General features: G+C 40.4%; 18 protein-coding genes. All 18 read right to left on the reverse strand.

The features are described 5' to 3' along the window. Positions 1–350 precede the first annotated feature (350 nt). On the reverse strand, positions 351–2,426 hold the full coding sequence (locus HWV02_RS18670) for a TonB-dependent siderophore receptor (protein WP_211677221.1): 2,076 nt from the start codon (positions 2,424–2,426) through the stop codon (positions 351–353). 297 nt (positions 2,427–2,723) lie between these two features. Further along, positions 2,724–3,695 (reverse strand): ABC transporter substrate-binding protein, encoded by a 972-nt coding sequence (locus HWV02_RS18675; protein ID WP_211689143.1) that lies wholly within the window; start codon positions 3,693–3,695, stop codon positions 2,724–2,726. 20 nt (positions 3,696–3,715) lie between these two features. Then, positions 3,716–4,762: an iron ABC transporter permease gene (locus HWV02_RS18680; protein WP_211689144.1), complete on the reverse strand. Its 1,047-nt coding sequence runs from the start codon at positions 4,760–4,762 to the stop codon at positions 3,716–3,718. Next, positions 4,759–5,823, reverse strand: a complete 1,065-nt coding sequence (locus HWV02_RS18685) for an iron ABC transporter permease (protein ID WP_211689145.1) — start codon at positions 5,821–5,823, stop codon at positions 4,759–4,761. Before HWV02_RS18685 ends, HWV02_RS18680 begins: the two co-directional genes overlap by 4 nt. Beyond that, positions 5,798–6,574 (reverse strand): ABC transporter ATP-binding protein, encoded by a 777-nt coding sequence (locus HWV02_RS18690; RefSeq protein WP_211677227.1) that lies wholly within the window; start codon positions 6,572–6,574, stop codon positions 5,798–5,800. Before HWV02_RS18690 ends, HWV02_RS18685 begins: the two co-directional genes overlap by 26 nt. Before the next feature lie 213 nt (positions 6,575–6,787). Further along, the gene (locus HWV02_RS18695; RefSeq protein ID WP_067046471.1) at positions 6,788–7,156 is read right to left on the reverse strand and encodes a rhodanese-like domain-containing protein; all 369 of its coding nucleotides are present in this window, start codon (positions 7,154–7,156) and stop codon (positions 6,788–6,790) included. 140 nt (positions 7,157–7,296) lie between these two features. Beyond that, positions 7,297–7,476, reverse strand: coding sequence for a hypothetical protein (locus HWV02_RS18700; protein ID WP_211689146.1), 180 nt, complete (start codon positions 7,474–7,476; stop codon positions 7,297–7,299). Positions 7,477–7,530: 54 nt separating this feature from the next. After that, complete coding sequence (locus tag HWV02_RS18705; protein ID WP_211689147.1) at positions 7,531–7,755, reverse strand: hypothetical protein; 225 nt, start codon at positions 7,753–7,755, stop codon at positions 7,531–7,533. A gap of 148 nt (positions 7,756–7,903) precedes the next feature. After that, positions 7,904–8,206 carry a hypothetical protein gene (locus HWV02_RS18710; protein WP_211689148.1) on the reverse strand — a complete coding sequence of 101 codons (303 nt, stop codon included), beginning with the start codon at positions 8,204–8,206 and terminating at the stop codon, positions 7,904–7,906. Continuing rightward, positions 8,193–9,320 (reverse strand): RHS repeat-associated core domain-containing protein, encoded by a 1,128-nt coding sequence (locus HWV02_RS18715; RefSeq protein ID WP_211689149.1) that lies wholly within the window; start codon positions 9,318–9,320, stop codon positions 8,193–8,195. Before HWV02_RS18715 ends, HWV02_RS18710 begins: the two co-directional genes overlap by 14 nt. 355 nt (positions 9,321–9,675) lie before the next feature. After that, positions 9,676–10,122 (reverse strand): hypothetical protein, encoded by a 447-nt coding sequence (locus HWV02_RS18720; RefSeq protein ID WP_211689150.1) that lies wholly within the window; start codon positions 10,120–10,122, stop codon positions 9,676–9,678. Between the two features lie 53 nt (positions 10,123–10,175). After that, positions 10,176–10,439: a hypothetical protein gene (locus HWV02_RS18725; RefSeq protein ID WP_211689151.1), complete on the reverse strand. Its 264-nt coding sequence runs from the start codon at positions 10,437–10,439 to the stop codon at positions 10,176–10,178. A gap of 39 nt (positions 10,440–10,478) precedes the next feature. Further along, positions 10,479–10,880, reverse strand: coding sequence for a hypothetical protein (locus tag HWV02_RS18730; RefSeq protein ID WP_211689152.1), 402 nt, complete (start codon positions 10,878–10,880; stop codon positions 10,479–10,481). 30 nt (positions 10,881–10,910) lie between these two features. Beyond that, positions 10,911–11,366 carry a hypothetical protein gene (locus tag HWV02_RS18735; RefSeq protein WP_211689153.1) on the reverse strand — a complete coding sequence of 152 codons (456 nt, stop codon included), beginning with the start codon at positions 11,364–11,366 and terminating at the stop codon, positions 10,911–10,913. Continuing rightward, complete coding sequence (locus HWV02_RS18740) at positions 11,363–11,854, reverse strand: RHS repeat-associated core domain-containing protein (protein ID WP_211689154.1); 492 nt, start codon at positions 11,852–11,854, stop codon at positions 11,363–11,365. Before HWV02_RS18740 ends, HWV02_RS18735 begins: the two co-directional genes overlap by 4 nt. Before the next feature lie 731 nt (positions 11,855–12,585). Next, complete coding sequence (gene secF, locus HWV02_RS18745; RefSeq protein WP_211677229.1) at positions 12,586–13,530, reverse strand: protein translocase subunit SecF; 945 nt, start codon at positions 13,528–13,530, stop codon at positions 12,586–12,588. Between the two features lie 11 nt (positions 13,531–13,541). Beyond that, the gene (gene secD / locus HWV02_RS18750; RefSeq protein WP_211689155.1) at positions 13,542–15,386 is read right to left on the reverse strand and encodes a protein translocase subunit SecD; all 1,845 of its coding nucleotides are present in this window, start codon (positions 15,384–15,386) and stop codon (positions 13,542–13,544) included. Positions 15,387–15,415: 29 nt separating this feature from the next. Beyond that, entirely contained in the window at positions 15,416–15,754 is a 339-nt protein-coding gene (gene yajC / locus HWV02_RS18755; protein ID WP_211677232.1) for a preprotein translocase subunit YajC, read from the reverse strand. Positions 15,755–15,780: the final 26 nt, after the last annotated feature.

Raw genomic sequence — 15,780 nt, forward strand, 5'->3', positions numbered from 1 at the left:
TAGCGGCTACTCTGATTTCCAGAGCAGCCATAAACGAACAACAAAGTAAGTGCGAGAATAAGTTGCCATCAATATAACCCTTACTTATGTTTGAAATGAACCTTAATCATGACAGCTACCTTAATATAGAACAAGCCCATAATTTGACTGAACCATGAATCAATATAAATGCTCGGCTTAACACTGTAGTAAACGTTTAAATATCGGGAAATGGAACTTTGCTAACTTAAGCAGAAAACACGACGCTAGCATTGCAGGTAAATTAACCACTGAAGATTATGCGGTTCGTAAAATTCGAAATGAAGGAATAAGATAGTGGCCAATTTAACTTGGCCACTTCAAATTAATATTTATAGTGTATAGCTAACACCAAATTTAAAGGTTCTTGGTTCGCCCACATTCACCTCACCATTTTCACCACCTGCAAGATAGTCGGTATCAAAGAGGTTATCGATATTAAGACGAAGTTGCAGCTCGTTACCGCCAACTGAAGTCTGGTAATTAATCCCTGAATCAATGCGAACATAACTGTCTTTTAAGAATTCGTTCTTAGCATCGCCATAACGTTCACCTTCATAATAAGCACCTAAATTAACAGATAACTGCTCAGTAAATGCATATTTACTCCAGATTGATGCTGTCCACTCCGGTACATCTTCCGGACGATTGCCCGCAAACTCATTATGTTCTGCATATTTAGCATCGAGGTACATCACTGAGGTGATCAAAGACAAATTAGAATTAACCTTACCAATTGCACTCAGCTCTGCACCCTGATGATGCTGTTCACCACCCTGAGTCGTAATTGGATTATCTTTCGACCCTTCATTAAGTAAAATATTACTGCGAGTAATATCAAAGATAGCCGCGTTAATACCTAATTTCTTATCTAATATTTCCCATTTTGTGCCCATCTCATACATTTTACCCTTGATCGGATCTAACTCCATATGATTATTTGCATCGTCATCATCAAGTACACGACCTTGCGGCTCAAAACTTTCACTGTAGTTAGCATAAATAGATGCATTATCTTGTGGGTGATAAATAACACCAAATTTCGGTAAGACCGCATTATTATTCGCATCGGTTTTGTCCTGACGATCATAACGAACGCCCGCGAGTAGCTGCCATTGATCATTTAGAGTAACTAGATCCTGAACATAAATACCATAGTACTTATAATCTTCACTTTCAGATTTACCATCGGCATAATCTAATACTGGCTGCTCAATAATGCTGCCATCGTTAATATTGCCTTTAAATTTATCACCTTTCACTTTTAGTGACGTATATTCATGCGCAAGGTAGTTACCACCCACTAATAGCTCATGACCAATACTGCCAGTGGTCACTGACCCCATCAAATCAAAGTAGAATGATTGCTGTTGCCAGTCTTCTAACTTGTTATAAGGTTTGTTTTTATAACGGCCATCGCCAGAAGTATCATAATCACTGGTTTGCGGTTTACTTTCCCAGCGCTCACGTTCGTTATGCTGATTATTATAACCCGTCGCGGCTTGCCAATATGAGTTAACTTGATAAGTGACATCAATACCATAGTTTTCACTTTGGGCATCGATCTTAGTCCAAGGCATATCCCAAATGGTGTTATCACCACCGATCACATTGCCATTATCATCAACCAATGCGCCACTGTCCTGACCAGAAACATCATCTAATTTATCGTAATGCAGGGCAATAGTCAGCGCATCAGTCACATCAAACTCAGTCACTAAGCTGCCAACCACAGACTCAGTTTCGAGGTTGTTACCGTCTTGATATTCACGCCAGCTGTTATTATTCTGCTGTTCGACAATAGCGCGGTAACGAACGGTTTTATTGTCATTCAAGCTGCCAGTCGCATCCATCGAGTTACGGAATGAACCATGATCATCCCCTTTCACTGCAAACTTAACCGAACTTTCAGTCGATGGTTTCTTAGTCACTAAGTTAACGATACCACCAGGGGTTGATTGACCGTATAATAAACTTGATGGCCCTTTTAATACTTCAACATTATCGATTAATGCCATCGGCATCCGGTATTTAGCAAAATGCTGATGACCGTCTTTCAGAATATTGGTATTTTCTTCCAAGCTAAAACCACGCAAGCTAAAGCGCTCTCGATCCGATGTGACACGACCTAATGAAACACTCGCGTCATTTCTTAATGCATCGCCCAAAGTGACAGCTAGCTGATCTTCCAGCACCTCACTCGGGATCACAGTGACCATTTGTGGTGTTTCTAACAAGGAGACATCCGAACGCATTGCGGCATGTGCCTGGTCGATTTTATAGTGCTGCTGATAGCCTACCACAGTCATCGTTTCTGTACTGTCTGCTGGAACAGCCTGTGCTAGGCTCGCTTGTGAATAAAGGATTGTCGAAATAACGGCGGATATAAATTTAACTTGAGTGTTCATGTAAGTAAAACCTTTGTAGCTTAATAAATCCGTTGGATATATTTAATCGCTAAAATATTTTGTATCGGAGTACAACTACTCAAATACAAACTGAAATGGGAATCGTTCTCATTTGCCTTTATTTTATTGATTGGCTTACTGGTGTCAAGTTTGAAACGCTTGTTTTTTAAGCGTTTATAGAATTAATATGTAAAATATCCATTAATGGGGAACTTTTTGAGAGAGAAGGAACTGGAAAGGCAGTGAATAAAATTAATCCGATCATTAAAATAAAGGGCCATCTCGACCCTATATTTTCTATTTTCTATTTTTCAAAATCTGTTGTTCTAATGCATTTAATACATAATCTGCAGACACAAAAGTCGGCGAATACGCTTGTTCACGGTTTAAACGAATAAACTGATTGTGTTGATAAGCAGTTAAGGCAAACTGCCAACCCGGTGCAACATCATCAAAACCCACGTCGATTGACTTGGGACCTAAGCCTAACTGCGATGTGTAGGTACTAAAAAACCAGTCTGCATCTAATGATTCAATCAGTTCCGAGCTTATTTCACCACCCGCATCGTCAGGTGCAAAAGTATCCTTTAAAAATTGTGGCCGAGTTAAGCCTAAATCAAATAATACCTGGGTAATGACCCCTGAGTTTTGGCGGATTTTAATTTCCGCCTGACCTTTTCTAGGGACCGCATAAATAAATGTTTTACCCAGTAATTCATCGGCATATTTATCTTTAAAACGGGCAATTTTTTGTTGGTACAGCCCATAATTATGCTCGAAAATATCTTTTTTACCCACCCAGGTAGCCACATCGCGGTAAGCATCAAAAATGTTCGGCGTATAACGTTGGATCAATACCGTCGGGGCAATTTTAGAGAGTTTATCAAATATTTTTTTCTGATATTTTACCGTACCGATAATCAGGTCCGGCTTCGATGCTTTGATCTGTTCAATATCACTACCTTTATTACCGTAGTTGAAGTAACCCGTATCGGCAAATTTGATACCAAAGACTTCTTCTCCGCCGCGAATATAAGGCTTATTTTCAGGCAATTTAATATAGGTTGAGGTTCCGACTATCGGGGCATCAACATCTAACAAAATAGAGGTTGCCGACATCACATGCAGGGATGCGATGCGTTTAGGGTGTTTTAATATCTCGACCTTGTTACCCGCATGATCGGTAATCATCATGGTTTCGCTAGCAACCGATTGCAGCGATAAGCTCAGCAACAACGCGCCCTGTACAAATGTTATTAATTTCATCATTATCCTAAATAGTGTTCAGGCTACTGCCTAACAATGTAACGCGTCATTATAATAAAAAATAACGCACCGATTAACGCGATAAATACACCGGCATTAATCATGATCGGTGCAAAGAGTGTCCGTCCAAGAGTGTCAGCCCAGAGCGTCATAATTGCCCCTAATAACATGCTGACAATCCCTAATTCAGTACCGCGATAACCAATAATATTTTTTGCTAAAAACGTAGCGATCAGTCCAATAAAACCGATAGAGCCAACGAGGGCAATCACAGGTGCCATAGCAAATACAGCTAATATAATAATAAATATGTAATATTTTTTGGCATCAACACCTAATGACATAGCGTGTTGATAACCGAAATTAAGTGGATTAATGTACCGGCTTAATAACAAAAACACAGATATAATCAACGCCATCCAGATACTTAAAAAGCTGGCACTAGCCAGATCCAGAGATAAAAAACTGCCGGATAAAAAAGCCATGAGGAAAGCCATATCTTCGATAGTTACCGACGACAAGAGCATATCGCTGAACGCAGACAAAACCGCACCTACAGCAATACCGACTAATACGATAAATGTACCGTTAAGGTTTTTATGGACAAACCAGAGCACCACTAATGCGGTAACGAACACCCCAAAGAAACTGGCGATAATACTCGTCGTTAAGGAAACCTGTAAGGACACTACATACAGCACAATGACTGACAGCGCAGCGCCGTCAGAGAGCCCTAATACGCCCGGATCAGCCAAGGCATTACGCGCAGCCGTTTGTAATAAATAACCCGATAACGCCATCAGTGCGCCCGCAGAAATTGCCCCCATGATACGCGGTAATCGCAGTTCATAGATAGTTGATGTAGCGTCATTAAGTGCCATATCAAAACCAATAACTGCATACACATCAGCCCATGAAACACTGACAGAGCCTAATTTAAGACTGCAGATAAAACTCACGCTCAACACTACCACTAATGCACAGAGCACCAAAAAAGTGCGTTTATAAAGCGGTAAGCTGATCCCTTTCGAGGGGCTAATGATCATATTTTGATTGTCAAATATATTCATACTACGCGTTTATCCCGAACCATAAAATACAGTAGACATAAAAAAAAGATGCTGCCGATAGATGCACTAACACCTCCGACAATCAGAACTTTAGGCGCAATAACGATACGGGCGAGTAAGTCCGACAGACTTAATAATAAACCACCGATGAGCATAGATAACCAAGCACCTTTATTACCGACCTCGCTGACAAAGAGCTTACTGATATGCGGTACGACTAAGCCAATAAAACCGATAGGGCCAACAATCGAGACAACTAACGAGGCCAGTAAAAAAATACACAGCAAGGTGATGTGACGCGTTCGGGTGACATTCACCCCGGCACTGCGCGCCTGCTTTTCCCCCATGATCATCACGTCCAACGAGCGTCCTTGGGTTAACAGTATCCCAATCGCCAGTAATGCCAAAGGATACATTCGACTTAAATCGGTGAAGTCAGCGGGACTAATATCACCCAATAACCAGTCTTGGACATTGGCAAAGCGCAGTGGATCGAGTTGCATCAAAAAGCTGCTCAGCGAAGAAAACAACATAGAAACCAGACTGCCCGCCAGCACAATATGTAAGTTCTTGGAAATACTCGAGCGGTTCATCATTTCCGTCATCGACAGCGTAAATAGCCCAGCAACCGCGGCACCGATAAACGCTGGGATAAAAATATCATTCTCAGATACATTAAAGAAATAGATGGCACACAAACTAAAGAACACCGCGCCACTACTGACCCCGAGTGTGGAAGACGATACCAGCGGATTCTGAAACATTTTCTGGGCACTAAAACCGGCCAGACCTAGCATTGCGCCACAGGCCATGGCAACAACCAAACGCGGTAGTCTTTGTTTGATCACGATGTGGTGAACAAACTGCTGGCTGTCAAAAGCGAAAATGGCCTGAAAAATATCTGCCCAAGCTATCGAGCGTGCACCAATACTTATGTGGGTTAATGCCACCAGTAACAGCATCAGCGTTAATAATAATATCGCGCCAAGGAAACGATAACTAGGTAATATTCTCAATAAAGAACGAGATAAAGTACTAGGCAATGAGATGTGTTGGAACATGAATGCCGACCTTTTCGTTACCAACACGTGACGTGTTTACATGAAAAACATGCTGCATCATAGTATCTGTTATCACAAGCTGTGCCGCACCTTGTGCATATACTTTTTGCTCGGCAAGTACGATCACATGATCCGCATATAACGCCGCTTGGGTCATATCATGCAAGATTGCCACTACCGTTTTACCTTGCTCAGCCAACTCTTTGCCTAGGTCTAACAACATATATTGATGTTTTAAATCTAAGTGGGTAGTCGGTTCATCCAGCAATACGATGTCCGTTTGCTGGGTGAGTAACATCGCCATTCTAGCGCGTTGTTGCTGACCACCAGAAAGTGCAGATAGACGTTTACTTGCCAATTCAGTGATCTGCATTTTCTGCATCGCTTGATCAGCTATCGCTCGGTCTTCGACACTAAACCGAGAAAAGAAACCTTGATAACAAAACCGCCCTTGCATCACCATATCCGCAACCGTCATAAATTCAGGCAGCGGCATGGACTGCGATAATACTGAAACGCTCTGTGCTTGCTCTTTAAAGGAATGCTGCTGCAGGTCTTTCCCATTGATGCTGATCTGCCCTGATGACAAGGGTAAATGACGCATGATCAAATTGAACAGGGTACTTTTACCGCAGCCATTTTGACCGATGATCACATAAAAGTTTCCAGGTTCAAAAGTCAGAGAAATAGCATCTAATATTTTACGATCAGCTTGATAAGCAAAGCTAACGTTATCGATTTTAAGAGTCATAGTATATCAACGAGATGATGTTAATGCGAATGATAACCAATAACAAATATGATGTAAACTGCGGGGTTAAAGTGGCTAAAAAAGGGCTGACGCAATAGGAATGCCAAGTTCAGGCTCTGGTTTAAATTGAATGACTAAAATTAAATACAGGATTCACTTCAATAATGAATGTTGCACATCACATTACAACATTCATTCGATAATAAAAATAATCTATTTACTGATTGGGTAGTTTTTCATTTTCCACTCACGGATGCCGCCATCCATTGAGATTACGTCTGTATAACCCATGCGTTGGATGAACTCAGCTGATAATGCAGAGCGATAACCGCCACCGCAGTACAGTACGATACAGGTATCAAGTGCTGGATATTTAGCTTCTAAATCACGTTCGATGATGCCACGCCCCATGTATTCAGCGCCGCTAATACGACTTGCAGCCCATTCGCTTTCTTCGCGCACATCAACGAGTACAAATTGCTTACCTTCGTCTTGCCACTGCTTCACGTCATCACAGCTACATTCTTTGACTACTTTACGTGCTTCATTACATAAATCTAAAAATCGTTGACTATGAGCCATGTTGTTATCCTTTCAGTTAAATACCAAGTGTTTAGTAAACTACTATTTCATTTTGTATTCTATATTTCAATAACTAAAATATAAAAAACAAAAACCCGCACGAGGCGGGTTTTATGACAGTCCAAAGACCAATACGTTAACTAGGTTTCCCCTAAGGCATCGTACCTAAATGCATCTGTCGCACCGTTATAACTCACGATTTGGTTGAGGGCATTATAGCTGGCTTGCATTGGTGTTATTTGATAGTTTTCAGCTTTTGAACTTTGCAGTGAAGTTAAGTTACCCGCAATGTCAAAACCATAATCATAACTGGATAACAACTTTTCTGATTGCTTGAAGATAAGTCTGGCGATATCACCTTTACTATCAAATTGCTATTCTTGGCTGATACCATTTGGCGAACGCAGGGTCGAGCCGACTAAATCCGGTCGCCAGACGTTTTGTGCGGTGACTTCACCTTGTCCATTTCGCTCTTGCAGTTCTAAAAGACCCAGCCTTACAAACAGTTTGCTAACCGATTGTTCATCGTCAACATAATGCTCGTAGCGCCTTAAAAAATGGTCGAAACCATCGCTGAAACAGATTGATTTTTCCATCATATTCAGCCGTAAACGGAATGTCACCGCCATCGCTCAACCAGCAGTGGTTGCATAATAACGAACGTAAAACCATTACGCAGGAAAATATGCCTTCATAAAGTTAAGTTCATTTAGGCCATAATGGCTCTATTTAATGATCTTCAACAAGTCAGAAATGACTACCGACTAACTTTGTTAACATGTTCCACAAGTTAAAAAGACTACCACCTCTATCGAAGAACAAGCACCAAAGTGAAGAAATTAGCATGAAAATTCCCAAAACTAAAACCCCTAAAGGCTTCTTAGAAATCGTTCTCCCAAAAATATTTTCAGGTATATCTTTAAAGCCATACATCCTAAATAATCTAAATCCACCTATGGTCCAGATTACACCGATAGGTAGTCCGGCAAATAACATTAGTAACGTGAAAAATAAATAAATAATTAAGTCAAGGGGATCATTGATTTCCATATATACCTCCAGCAACAGCACCTATCGCACTTCCATGTGAACCATAATTCACAGTCTCTTTGATAGCTGGATTAAAAACTTTTGTGTTTGGTGCTTTATAAAAGTTTTTACCAAAAGCTCCCATTCCGGCCCCTATGATAGCTCCTCCTGCACCGTATACAGCAGCTCTAAACATCCTTTCCACCTCATTGGAACCGTCACAATGCCCTCCACTATTACCAGTAAACTCTTGATAACCGGCGTTAGTAACTCCAGCTAACGCTCCGAAAGCTGCAGCTTTAAAAGCAGTTGAACCAAGGCCCCCTAAAGCACCTGTTACTCCTGCGACCCCAAGGCGCCTCATGTCTAGGTTTCCTGATTGATATTGCTTGTAACCTTCATATGCCATATTTACTAATGCCCCTAATACTAATGGATTCCGTCCATCCGGATCCACATACCCCATCGGGTCGCCATTTACATACGCGTAAAGGTTTATACCGCCTTGCTCCTGCAACGGATCGCGGTTTAGCCAGCGTCCCATATTCGGCATATAAAAGCGGTAACCAAAATAAACTAAACCACTGGTAAAGTCGCTGCGCTTGGTTGAGTATCCAAACGGTTGCTGACTAAAGTCGCTACCGAACACTTCACCATAAGGGTTGTATTCATATTCTGCAATTTGACTGCCATCTTGCTTCGTGACGGCAAGCACATGACCTAAATGATTGGTTTGATAATAATAACGCTTATTAGCGGTTTTCATGCTAAGTAAACCGCCAACACCACCAGGTTGATATAGGTTCCAAGCAAACTCAGCGATGGTACTATTATCAGCATCGCGCTGCTCTAGCTCGACTAGACCAAAGCGTACAAAAGCTTTCGTTGCAGCAAGATAGCGTTGATAACGCGCCAACGTGCTGTCATAGGTATAAGCAAAGGCTTCACGGATCACTTTACCATTCTTGCTGAAATCTAACTGTATTAAGCGATTTTCTGCATCATACATTGCGGTAAATGAAATATTACCAGCCAGTAAACCTTTAATCAGGTTACCGTCAGCATCGTACCTAAATGCATCTGTCGCACCGTTATAACTCACGATTTGGTTGAGGGCATTATAGCTGGCTTGCATTGGTGTTATTTGATAGTTTTCAGCTTTTGAACTTTGCAGTGAAGTTAAGTAACCCGCAGGGTCGAGCCGACTAAATCCGGTCGCCAGACGTTTTGTGCGGTGACTTCACCTTGTCCATTTCGCTCTTGTAGTTCTAAAAGACCCAGCCTTACAAACAGTTTGCTAACCGATTTTTGTAATCTATCCCAAGGGATAAAACAGGCTTCAAAAAGTATGATTCATTGTCGGTCTCATCAAAATAATAAGGGCTTAACTCAAAGTTATTAGCCAATGAATGCCATACATTATTTTAATTACGTCGATAAAATGCATAACATACCGTACACGTCATATATCTCCCCTCCCATTTCCCAATTCAAGTACTGGCAACATTACTAAAGTATTTCCACGCACCAAAAACAAAGTAGTACACAAGAAATCCCCCCCTCCATATCAAGCAGCTGGTTAACACTTCAGACAATTCCATTGCATGTGATGAACTCAATTCAAAATAAAATATTCCATAATGGAAAAGCGGTATTAGTGGTACAGCTATCCCTGCCAACTTCCACCGATTTAAAATGCCCCATGCAATAAACACATGTACTACTCCTAATACCATCATTGAAATCGAAGAAGTAACTTTCACCTCTCCAACATAAGACGAAAATGAAGGGATAAATAACGCTAACAATTCAATACTCCCCAAAATAAATGAGGCCATACATAGAATTCGCAGTACCCAAGGTATACTTTCAATCACAACAATAAAATGATTACAGTGCTCTCTAATTTTCAATAGTTTCTGAATTAGATCTGCCATAATTTCATGTTTCCATGTAAATACATCAAGAATAAAATTGAAGACAAACCGGCCTAGTTGCGAAAGTTATATCCATAACTAAAAATAACAACAAACCAAAAAAATGAAAATAAACTAACATATCTAACTACCCTTTGTATTTTTTTTCCCCTTTCCGTTAATTTAATTTTCCCGTCAAAAATAACAAGAAAATTAACGTCAAAGAGCTCTCCTTTTTCTTTATAAAAATTAATTAAAATTGGCCCTAAAACCATTGATAAACCAAACAAACCAAAGAGAATAAAAAGTACAACCCCAATAACAAGATCAATTGACATAAGTAAAACCTCAAAAACACACATTTATACCCACCTTATTTAGCATGGTGGGTTACTTCCCCCAGCAGGAAGATAATGGTTTATTAAATAGCAACACGATTGCTTGATGATAAGTCTGGCGATGTCACCTTTACTATCAAATTGCCATTCTTGGCTGATACCATTTGGCGAACGCAGGGTCGAGCCGACTAAATCCGGTCGCCAGACGTTTTGTGCGGTGACTTCACCTTGTCCATTTCGCTCTTGCCGTTCTAAAAGACCCGGCCTTACAAAGAGTTTGCTAACCGATTGTTCATCGTCAACATAACGCTCGTAGCGCCTTAAAAAATGGTCGAAGCCATCGCTGAAACGCTCTTCAAGCCTGCCTTGATTACTGAAGCTGATGTTAGTCAGACGGTTTTCTGCATCATATTCAGCCGTAAACGGTATATCGCCGAGCATCGTTCAACCCGACGTACTACCCTATTACGTCTAAATTAATTTTTGTTCTTGCAGATAATTTATTAAATTATCTGCACATCCGTCTCGATTTGATACAATATACTTTTTAGATTTCAATTTAATTATAATAATGTGTCGGTTCATATTGAAAAATATACGCCAAGGATCACTAATTCTGCTTTCAATAATATTCACTTTCTTAAACCGAAAGTCTAAATTAACAATATCTACCATAATTGACTCATTAAAATAGAATTCAACTTTTATTTTTCCATCACATAGGTAAATTTTTGATACTATTTTTAATGCCGTCATCAAAAATGATACAAAAAAAGGAAGAGCAATAATAATTGGTAACAATTGAAATAAAAAAAGACCACCTGTGTGTATAATAAAAAAAACATAACCCAACATTGCAAAAAAATGAATCGAAATCACAGTGAAAATCTCATTTTTTTTGACTTTAGATACATATATAGCTCTCATTTATTAAGCTCCCCACCTAATATACTCATTGTTGTTGCTAGGCCAAAATCTAATTGAGCACCTAAAAATACCCCACCTGAATATCCAGTCAATTTGCCGGCGATTCCGGACCCTAACCCTGCACCAAACATGGATCCATAATTAAAACATGAATAATCCTTGTTCTTTCCACTCATCGTTGCCATTTGTCCCATGGCATTACCAAGCATTGCACCTAAAGCTGGGCCTAATGGAAAACTGGCTAGACCTCCAAATCCACCCCAAACTGCCCCATCAACTATATCGTCAAAGTTCCCTCCCTGAACCCCGGCACCAATCCCCCCATTAACAGCCCCAATACCAGTGTTTATTACAATCAAAATAACTAATGGATTCCGTCCATCCGGATCCACATAACCCATCGGGTCGCCATTTACATACGCGTAAAGGTTTATTCCGCCTTGCTCCTGCAACGGATCGCGGTTTAGCCAGCGTCCCATATTCGGCATATAAAGCGGTAACCAAAATAAACTAAACCACTGGTAAAGTCGCTGCACTTGGTTGAGTATCCAAACGGTTGCAGACTAAAGTTACTGCCAAATACTTCACCGTATGGATTATATTCATATTTCGCTATATTACTGCCGTCCTGCTGAGTGACTGCAAGCACGTGGCCTGAAGAGTGGTTAAATACCATTAATCGTTTAGGTCAATTAAAATCCATAGGATAAATAGATATATCCACCCATATATAGACACCCAATTATAGATACCTAGTTATGGATAATTATTCGCGCATATTATCAACCTAATTTACGCCGTACAATTAAGCTTACATAAGCGTGTTTAAGTGAATGTAAGATATTGATATTTTTAATTACTGCCAAAATGGTTAATATTATTCATGATATTAATGAATCCAAATGTTCCAAAGAAAGTACAACCTTGTGGTCCATCCGACAGGTCGTAAATCGTATAAAACGTGGAACCAACTAGATTAAACAGATGTATAATAGTAAAGGGATAACAGTAAGGAGATAACAGTAATTGGCCTTCATGTGTGGATAGAAAAAATAGGCCAATGGAGAGAGAAACAATTCTGCAGATAATTTTAGGCCCATAACGAATGGGGCCCAAATGTCTTTAATTAAATTACTGAACGAATAAAAAACAAAAACCCGCACGAGGCGGGTTTTATGACAGTCCGAAGACCAATACGTTAACTAGGTTTCCCTAAGGCTTACATCATTGGGTCTTGGTCTGCGCCTTCTTTTTCTACCACTGGTGGTAACATCGTTTCGCGGCTTACGCCTAAGCGTAGTGCTAATGCACTTGCTACGTAAATCGAAGAATATGTACCAACCACGATACCAATCAGCAATGCAAGTGCAAAACCGTGGATCAGTGCGCCACCTTTCAGGAATAATGATACTAATACCATTAATGTTGTACCTGACGTGATTAACGTACGTGATAATGTCTGCGTTAATGATACGTCCATGATTTCCACAGAATCATCAGTGCGCATACGGCGGAAGTTTTCACGGATACGGTCAAATACCACGATAGTATCATTCAGTGAATAACCAATAACGGTCAATAGCGCCGCTAAAATAGTTAAATCAAATTCAATCTGTAATACCGAGAAGATACCTAACGTGATAATAACGTCATGCGCAAGGGCCAATACAGCACCCGATGCTAAACGCCATTCAAAACGTACACCAACATAAAGCAAGATACAAATTAACGCAGCAAGCAGCGCTAGACCACCTTGCTCTGCTAATTCATCACCAACGTTTGGACCAACAAACTCGATACGACGCATTTCTACGCTCTTATCATAGCCCTGTAACGCAGTGATAATTTGACTACCAAGATGCTTATTATCCAAATCTTCACGTGGAGCAATACGGATCAGGACATCACGACTAGAGCCGAAATGTTGGATCACCGCATCATCAAATCCTTCTGCAGATAACAGCGGACGGATAACCTCAAGATCAGCAGGTTTATCATAACCTACTTCAATCACGGTACCACCAGTGAAATCAAGACCCCAATTAATACCTTTAATCGCAATAGAAGATATCGATAAAATAACTAACAGCGCTGATAAAATAAACGCGGGCTTCGCCATCTTCATAAAGTGGATCGTGCGTTCTGTTTTAATAATTTCAAACATAATTAATCCCCTTAGATTGAAAGTTTATCGATTTTTTTATTACCCCAAAGGAAATTCACGATCGCACGTGTACCAATGATGGAAGTAAACATAGAAGCAGCAATACCAATTGCTAACGTAATAGCGAAACCTTTAATCGCACCAGTACCAACCGCAAACAAAATGATCGCCGTTAATAGCGTGGTAATGTTGGCATCGGCAATGGTTGATAACGCATTATCATAACCACTATGAATTGCTTGCTGAATGCTTCTGCCTTCTTTCAGCTCTTCACGAATACGTTCAAATACCAGCACGTTCGCATCAACCGCCATACCGATTGTTAATACGATACCGGCAATACCTGGTAGCGTCATTGTCGCGCCAGGAATCATCGACATAATACCAATGATCATGATGATGTTTGCAGATAATGCGACATTGGCAACAATACCAAATTTACGGTAGTAGATAGCCATGAAGATAACAATTGCAATCATGCCATAAATCATCGCAGCTAAGCCGTTTTCAATATTTTGCTTACCTAAGCTAGGACCGATGGTACGTTCTTCAACGATTTGAACTGGCGCAACTAACGCACCTGCACGTAATAATAACGCCAGATTTTTAGCTTCGCTTGCACTGTCTAAACCTGTAATACGGAAGCTACGGCCTAACTGTGCTTGAATTGTCGCCACGTTAATGACTTCTTCAATTTTTTTCAGTTTCGATTTGCCATCAGCAGTTTTCTCACCCGTTGGTTTGTATTCAATGAATACAGTTGCCATTGATGTACCGATTGCTTTCTTCGTCGCACGAGACATTTTACTGCCACCTTGCGAATCAAGATCGATATTAACCTGTGAACGACTAAACTCATCTAAGCTCGATGTTGCACCTGTGATGTGGTTACCAGTTAAGATAACTTGTTTCTTCAGCACAACAGGACGGCCTTCACGCGTGGTGTATTTTTGGCTACCAGCAGGTACTCGGCTGCTGTAAGGGTCTGCTTTATTATCAACTAAACGGAATTCTAACGTTGCTGTTGCGCCTAAAATCTCTTTCGCACCAGCAGTATCCTGAACACCCGGTAATTCAACTACAATGCGGTCTGCACCTTGACGCTGTACAAGCGGTTCAGCAACACCTAATTGGTTTACACGGTTACGGATAATAGTAATATTTTGTTGAAGGGCATATTCTTTGATTTCGGCAAGTTTAGCTTCTGACATTTTTGCCGTTAGACTAAATTGACCATTATTTTCACTGTCATTTAACAGTAGGTCTGCATATTTAGACTTAAGGAATTTTTCTGCTTTATCGCGCGTTTCAACATCACGAAAACGTGCTGTAACACCGTTACTGTTTTTACGTATTGCGGTATAACGCAGTTTTTCTTCACGTAAATCGGTACGGAAATCTTGCAACATTTGATCTTGTGCTTTCACTAACGCTTCTTGCATATCAACTTCGAGTAAGAAGTGAACACCGCCGCGTAAGTCCAGACCCAGTTTTAGTGGTCCAGCACCAACAGCTTGTAACCATTCAGGTGTAGCAGGTGCAAGGTTTAAAGCAACAATGAATGCCTGACCAAGTTGTTCTTTTAAGATTTCACTAGCAAGGAGTTGTTGTTCGCTGTCATTTAAACGAATTAACACTTGGTTTTTTTCTAATGAAACACTTTTATAACTGATTTCTTGTTTATCGAGTTCTGCTTTAACTTTATCGAGTGTTGATACTTCAATAACAGCACCACGTGCAGCAGAGACTTGAACAGCGGGGTCTTCCCCGTATAGATTCGGTGTGGCATAGAGTAAACAAATGGCGATCGTAGCGATCACCATTAGATACTTCCACAGAGGATATTTGTTTAACACAATATTACCTTACTGGGATACGGAAAAGATTAAAGCGACTTCATGCTGCCTTTTGGTAATACAGCGGCAATGTAATCACGCTTAATAGTAATGTTCGTTGCTTCAGCAATACTGATCACAACATAATCATTACCATCAGAAATTTTTGTGATCTTACCTACGATGCCACCAACAGTAAGTACTTCTTCACCTTTTGACAATGATGACATTAGGTTCTTCTGTTCTTTTTGACGTTTCGCTTGTGGGCGGTAGATCATGAAGTAAAAGATCACACCGAAAATACCTAACATGATCAACATTTCGTAACCACCACCAGCTGGAGCAGAAACACCTTCAGCAGCAACTGCATTTGCAATGAAAAGACTCATTTTTATTTTCCTTTATAAATATTAGA

It is taken from the genome of Moritella sp. 28, assembly GCF_018219435.1.
GTDB lineage: Bacteria > Pseudomonadota > Gammaproteobacteria > Enterobacterales > Moritellaceae > Moritella.

Coding starts and splice junctions, on each gene's coding strand:
- HWV02_RS18715 (WP_211689149.1), bottom strand. CDS start 9,320: ATGCAAGCCAGCTATAATGCCCTCAACCAAATCGTGAGTTATAACGGT.
- HWV02_RS18725 (WP_211689151.1), bottom strand. CDS start 10,439: ATGTCAATTGATCTTGTTATTGGGGTTGTACTTTTTATTCTCTTTGGT.
- HWV02_RS18740 (WP_211689154.1), bottom strand. CDS start 11,854: ATGCCGAATATGGGACGCTGGCTAAACCGCGATCCGTTGCAGGAGCAA.
- secF (WP_211677229.1), bottom strand. CDS start 13,530: ATGTTTGAAATTATTAAAACAGAACGCACGATCCACTTTATGAAGATG.
- HWV02_RS18735 (WP_211689153.1), bottom strand. CDS start 11,366: ATGAGAGCTATATATGTATCTAAAGTCAAAAAAAATGAGATTTTCACT.
- HWV02_RS18685 (WP_211689145.1), bottom strand. CDS start 5,823: ATGTTCCAACACATCTCATTGCCTAGTACTTTATCTCGTTCTTTATTG.
- HWV02_RS18730 (WP_211689152.1), bottom strand. CDS start 10,880: ATGCTCGGCGATATACCGTTTACGGCTGAATATGATGCAGAAAACCGT.
- HWV02_RS18710 (WP_211689148.1), bottom strand. CDS start 8,206: ATGGAAATCAATGATCCCCTTGACTTAATTATTTATTTATTTTTCACG.
- HWV02_RS18690 (WP_211677227.1), bottom strand. CDS start 6,574: ATGACTCTTAAAATCGATAACGTTAGCTTTGCTTATCAAGCTGATCGT.
- HWV02_RS18705 (WP_211689147.1), bottom strand. CDS start 7,755: ATGATGGAAAAATCAATCTGTTTCAGCGATGGTTTCGACCATTTTTTA.
- HWV02_RS18680 (WP_211689144.1), bottom strand. CDS start 4,762: ATGAATATATTTGACAATCAAAATATGATCATTAGCCCCTCGAAAGGG.
- HWV02_RS18675 (WP_211689143.1), bottom strand. CDS start 3,695: ATGATGAAATTAATAACATTTGTACAGGGCGCGTTGTTGCTGAGCTTA.
- HWV02_RS18720 (WP_211689150.1), bottom strand. CDS start 10,122: ATGGCAGATCTAATTCAGAAACTATTGAAAATTAGAGAGCACTGTAAT.
- HWV02_RS18695 (WP_067046471.1), bottom strand. CDS start 7,156: ATGGCTCATAGTCAACGATTTTTAGATTTATGTAATGAAGCACGTAAA.
- yajC (WP_211677232.1), bottom strand. CDS start 15,754: ATGAGTCTTTTCATTGCAAATGCAGTTGCTGCTGAAGGTGTTTCTGCT.
- HWV02_RS18670 (WP_211677221.1), bottom strand. CDS start 2,426: ATGAACACTCAAGTTAAATTTATATCCGCCGTTATTTCGACAATCCTT.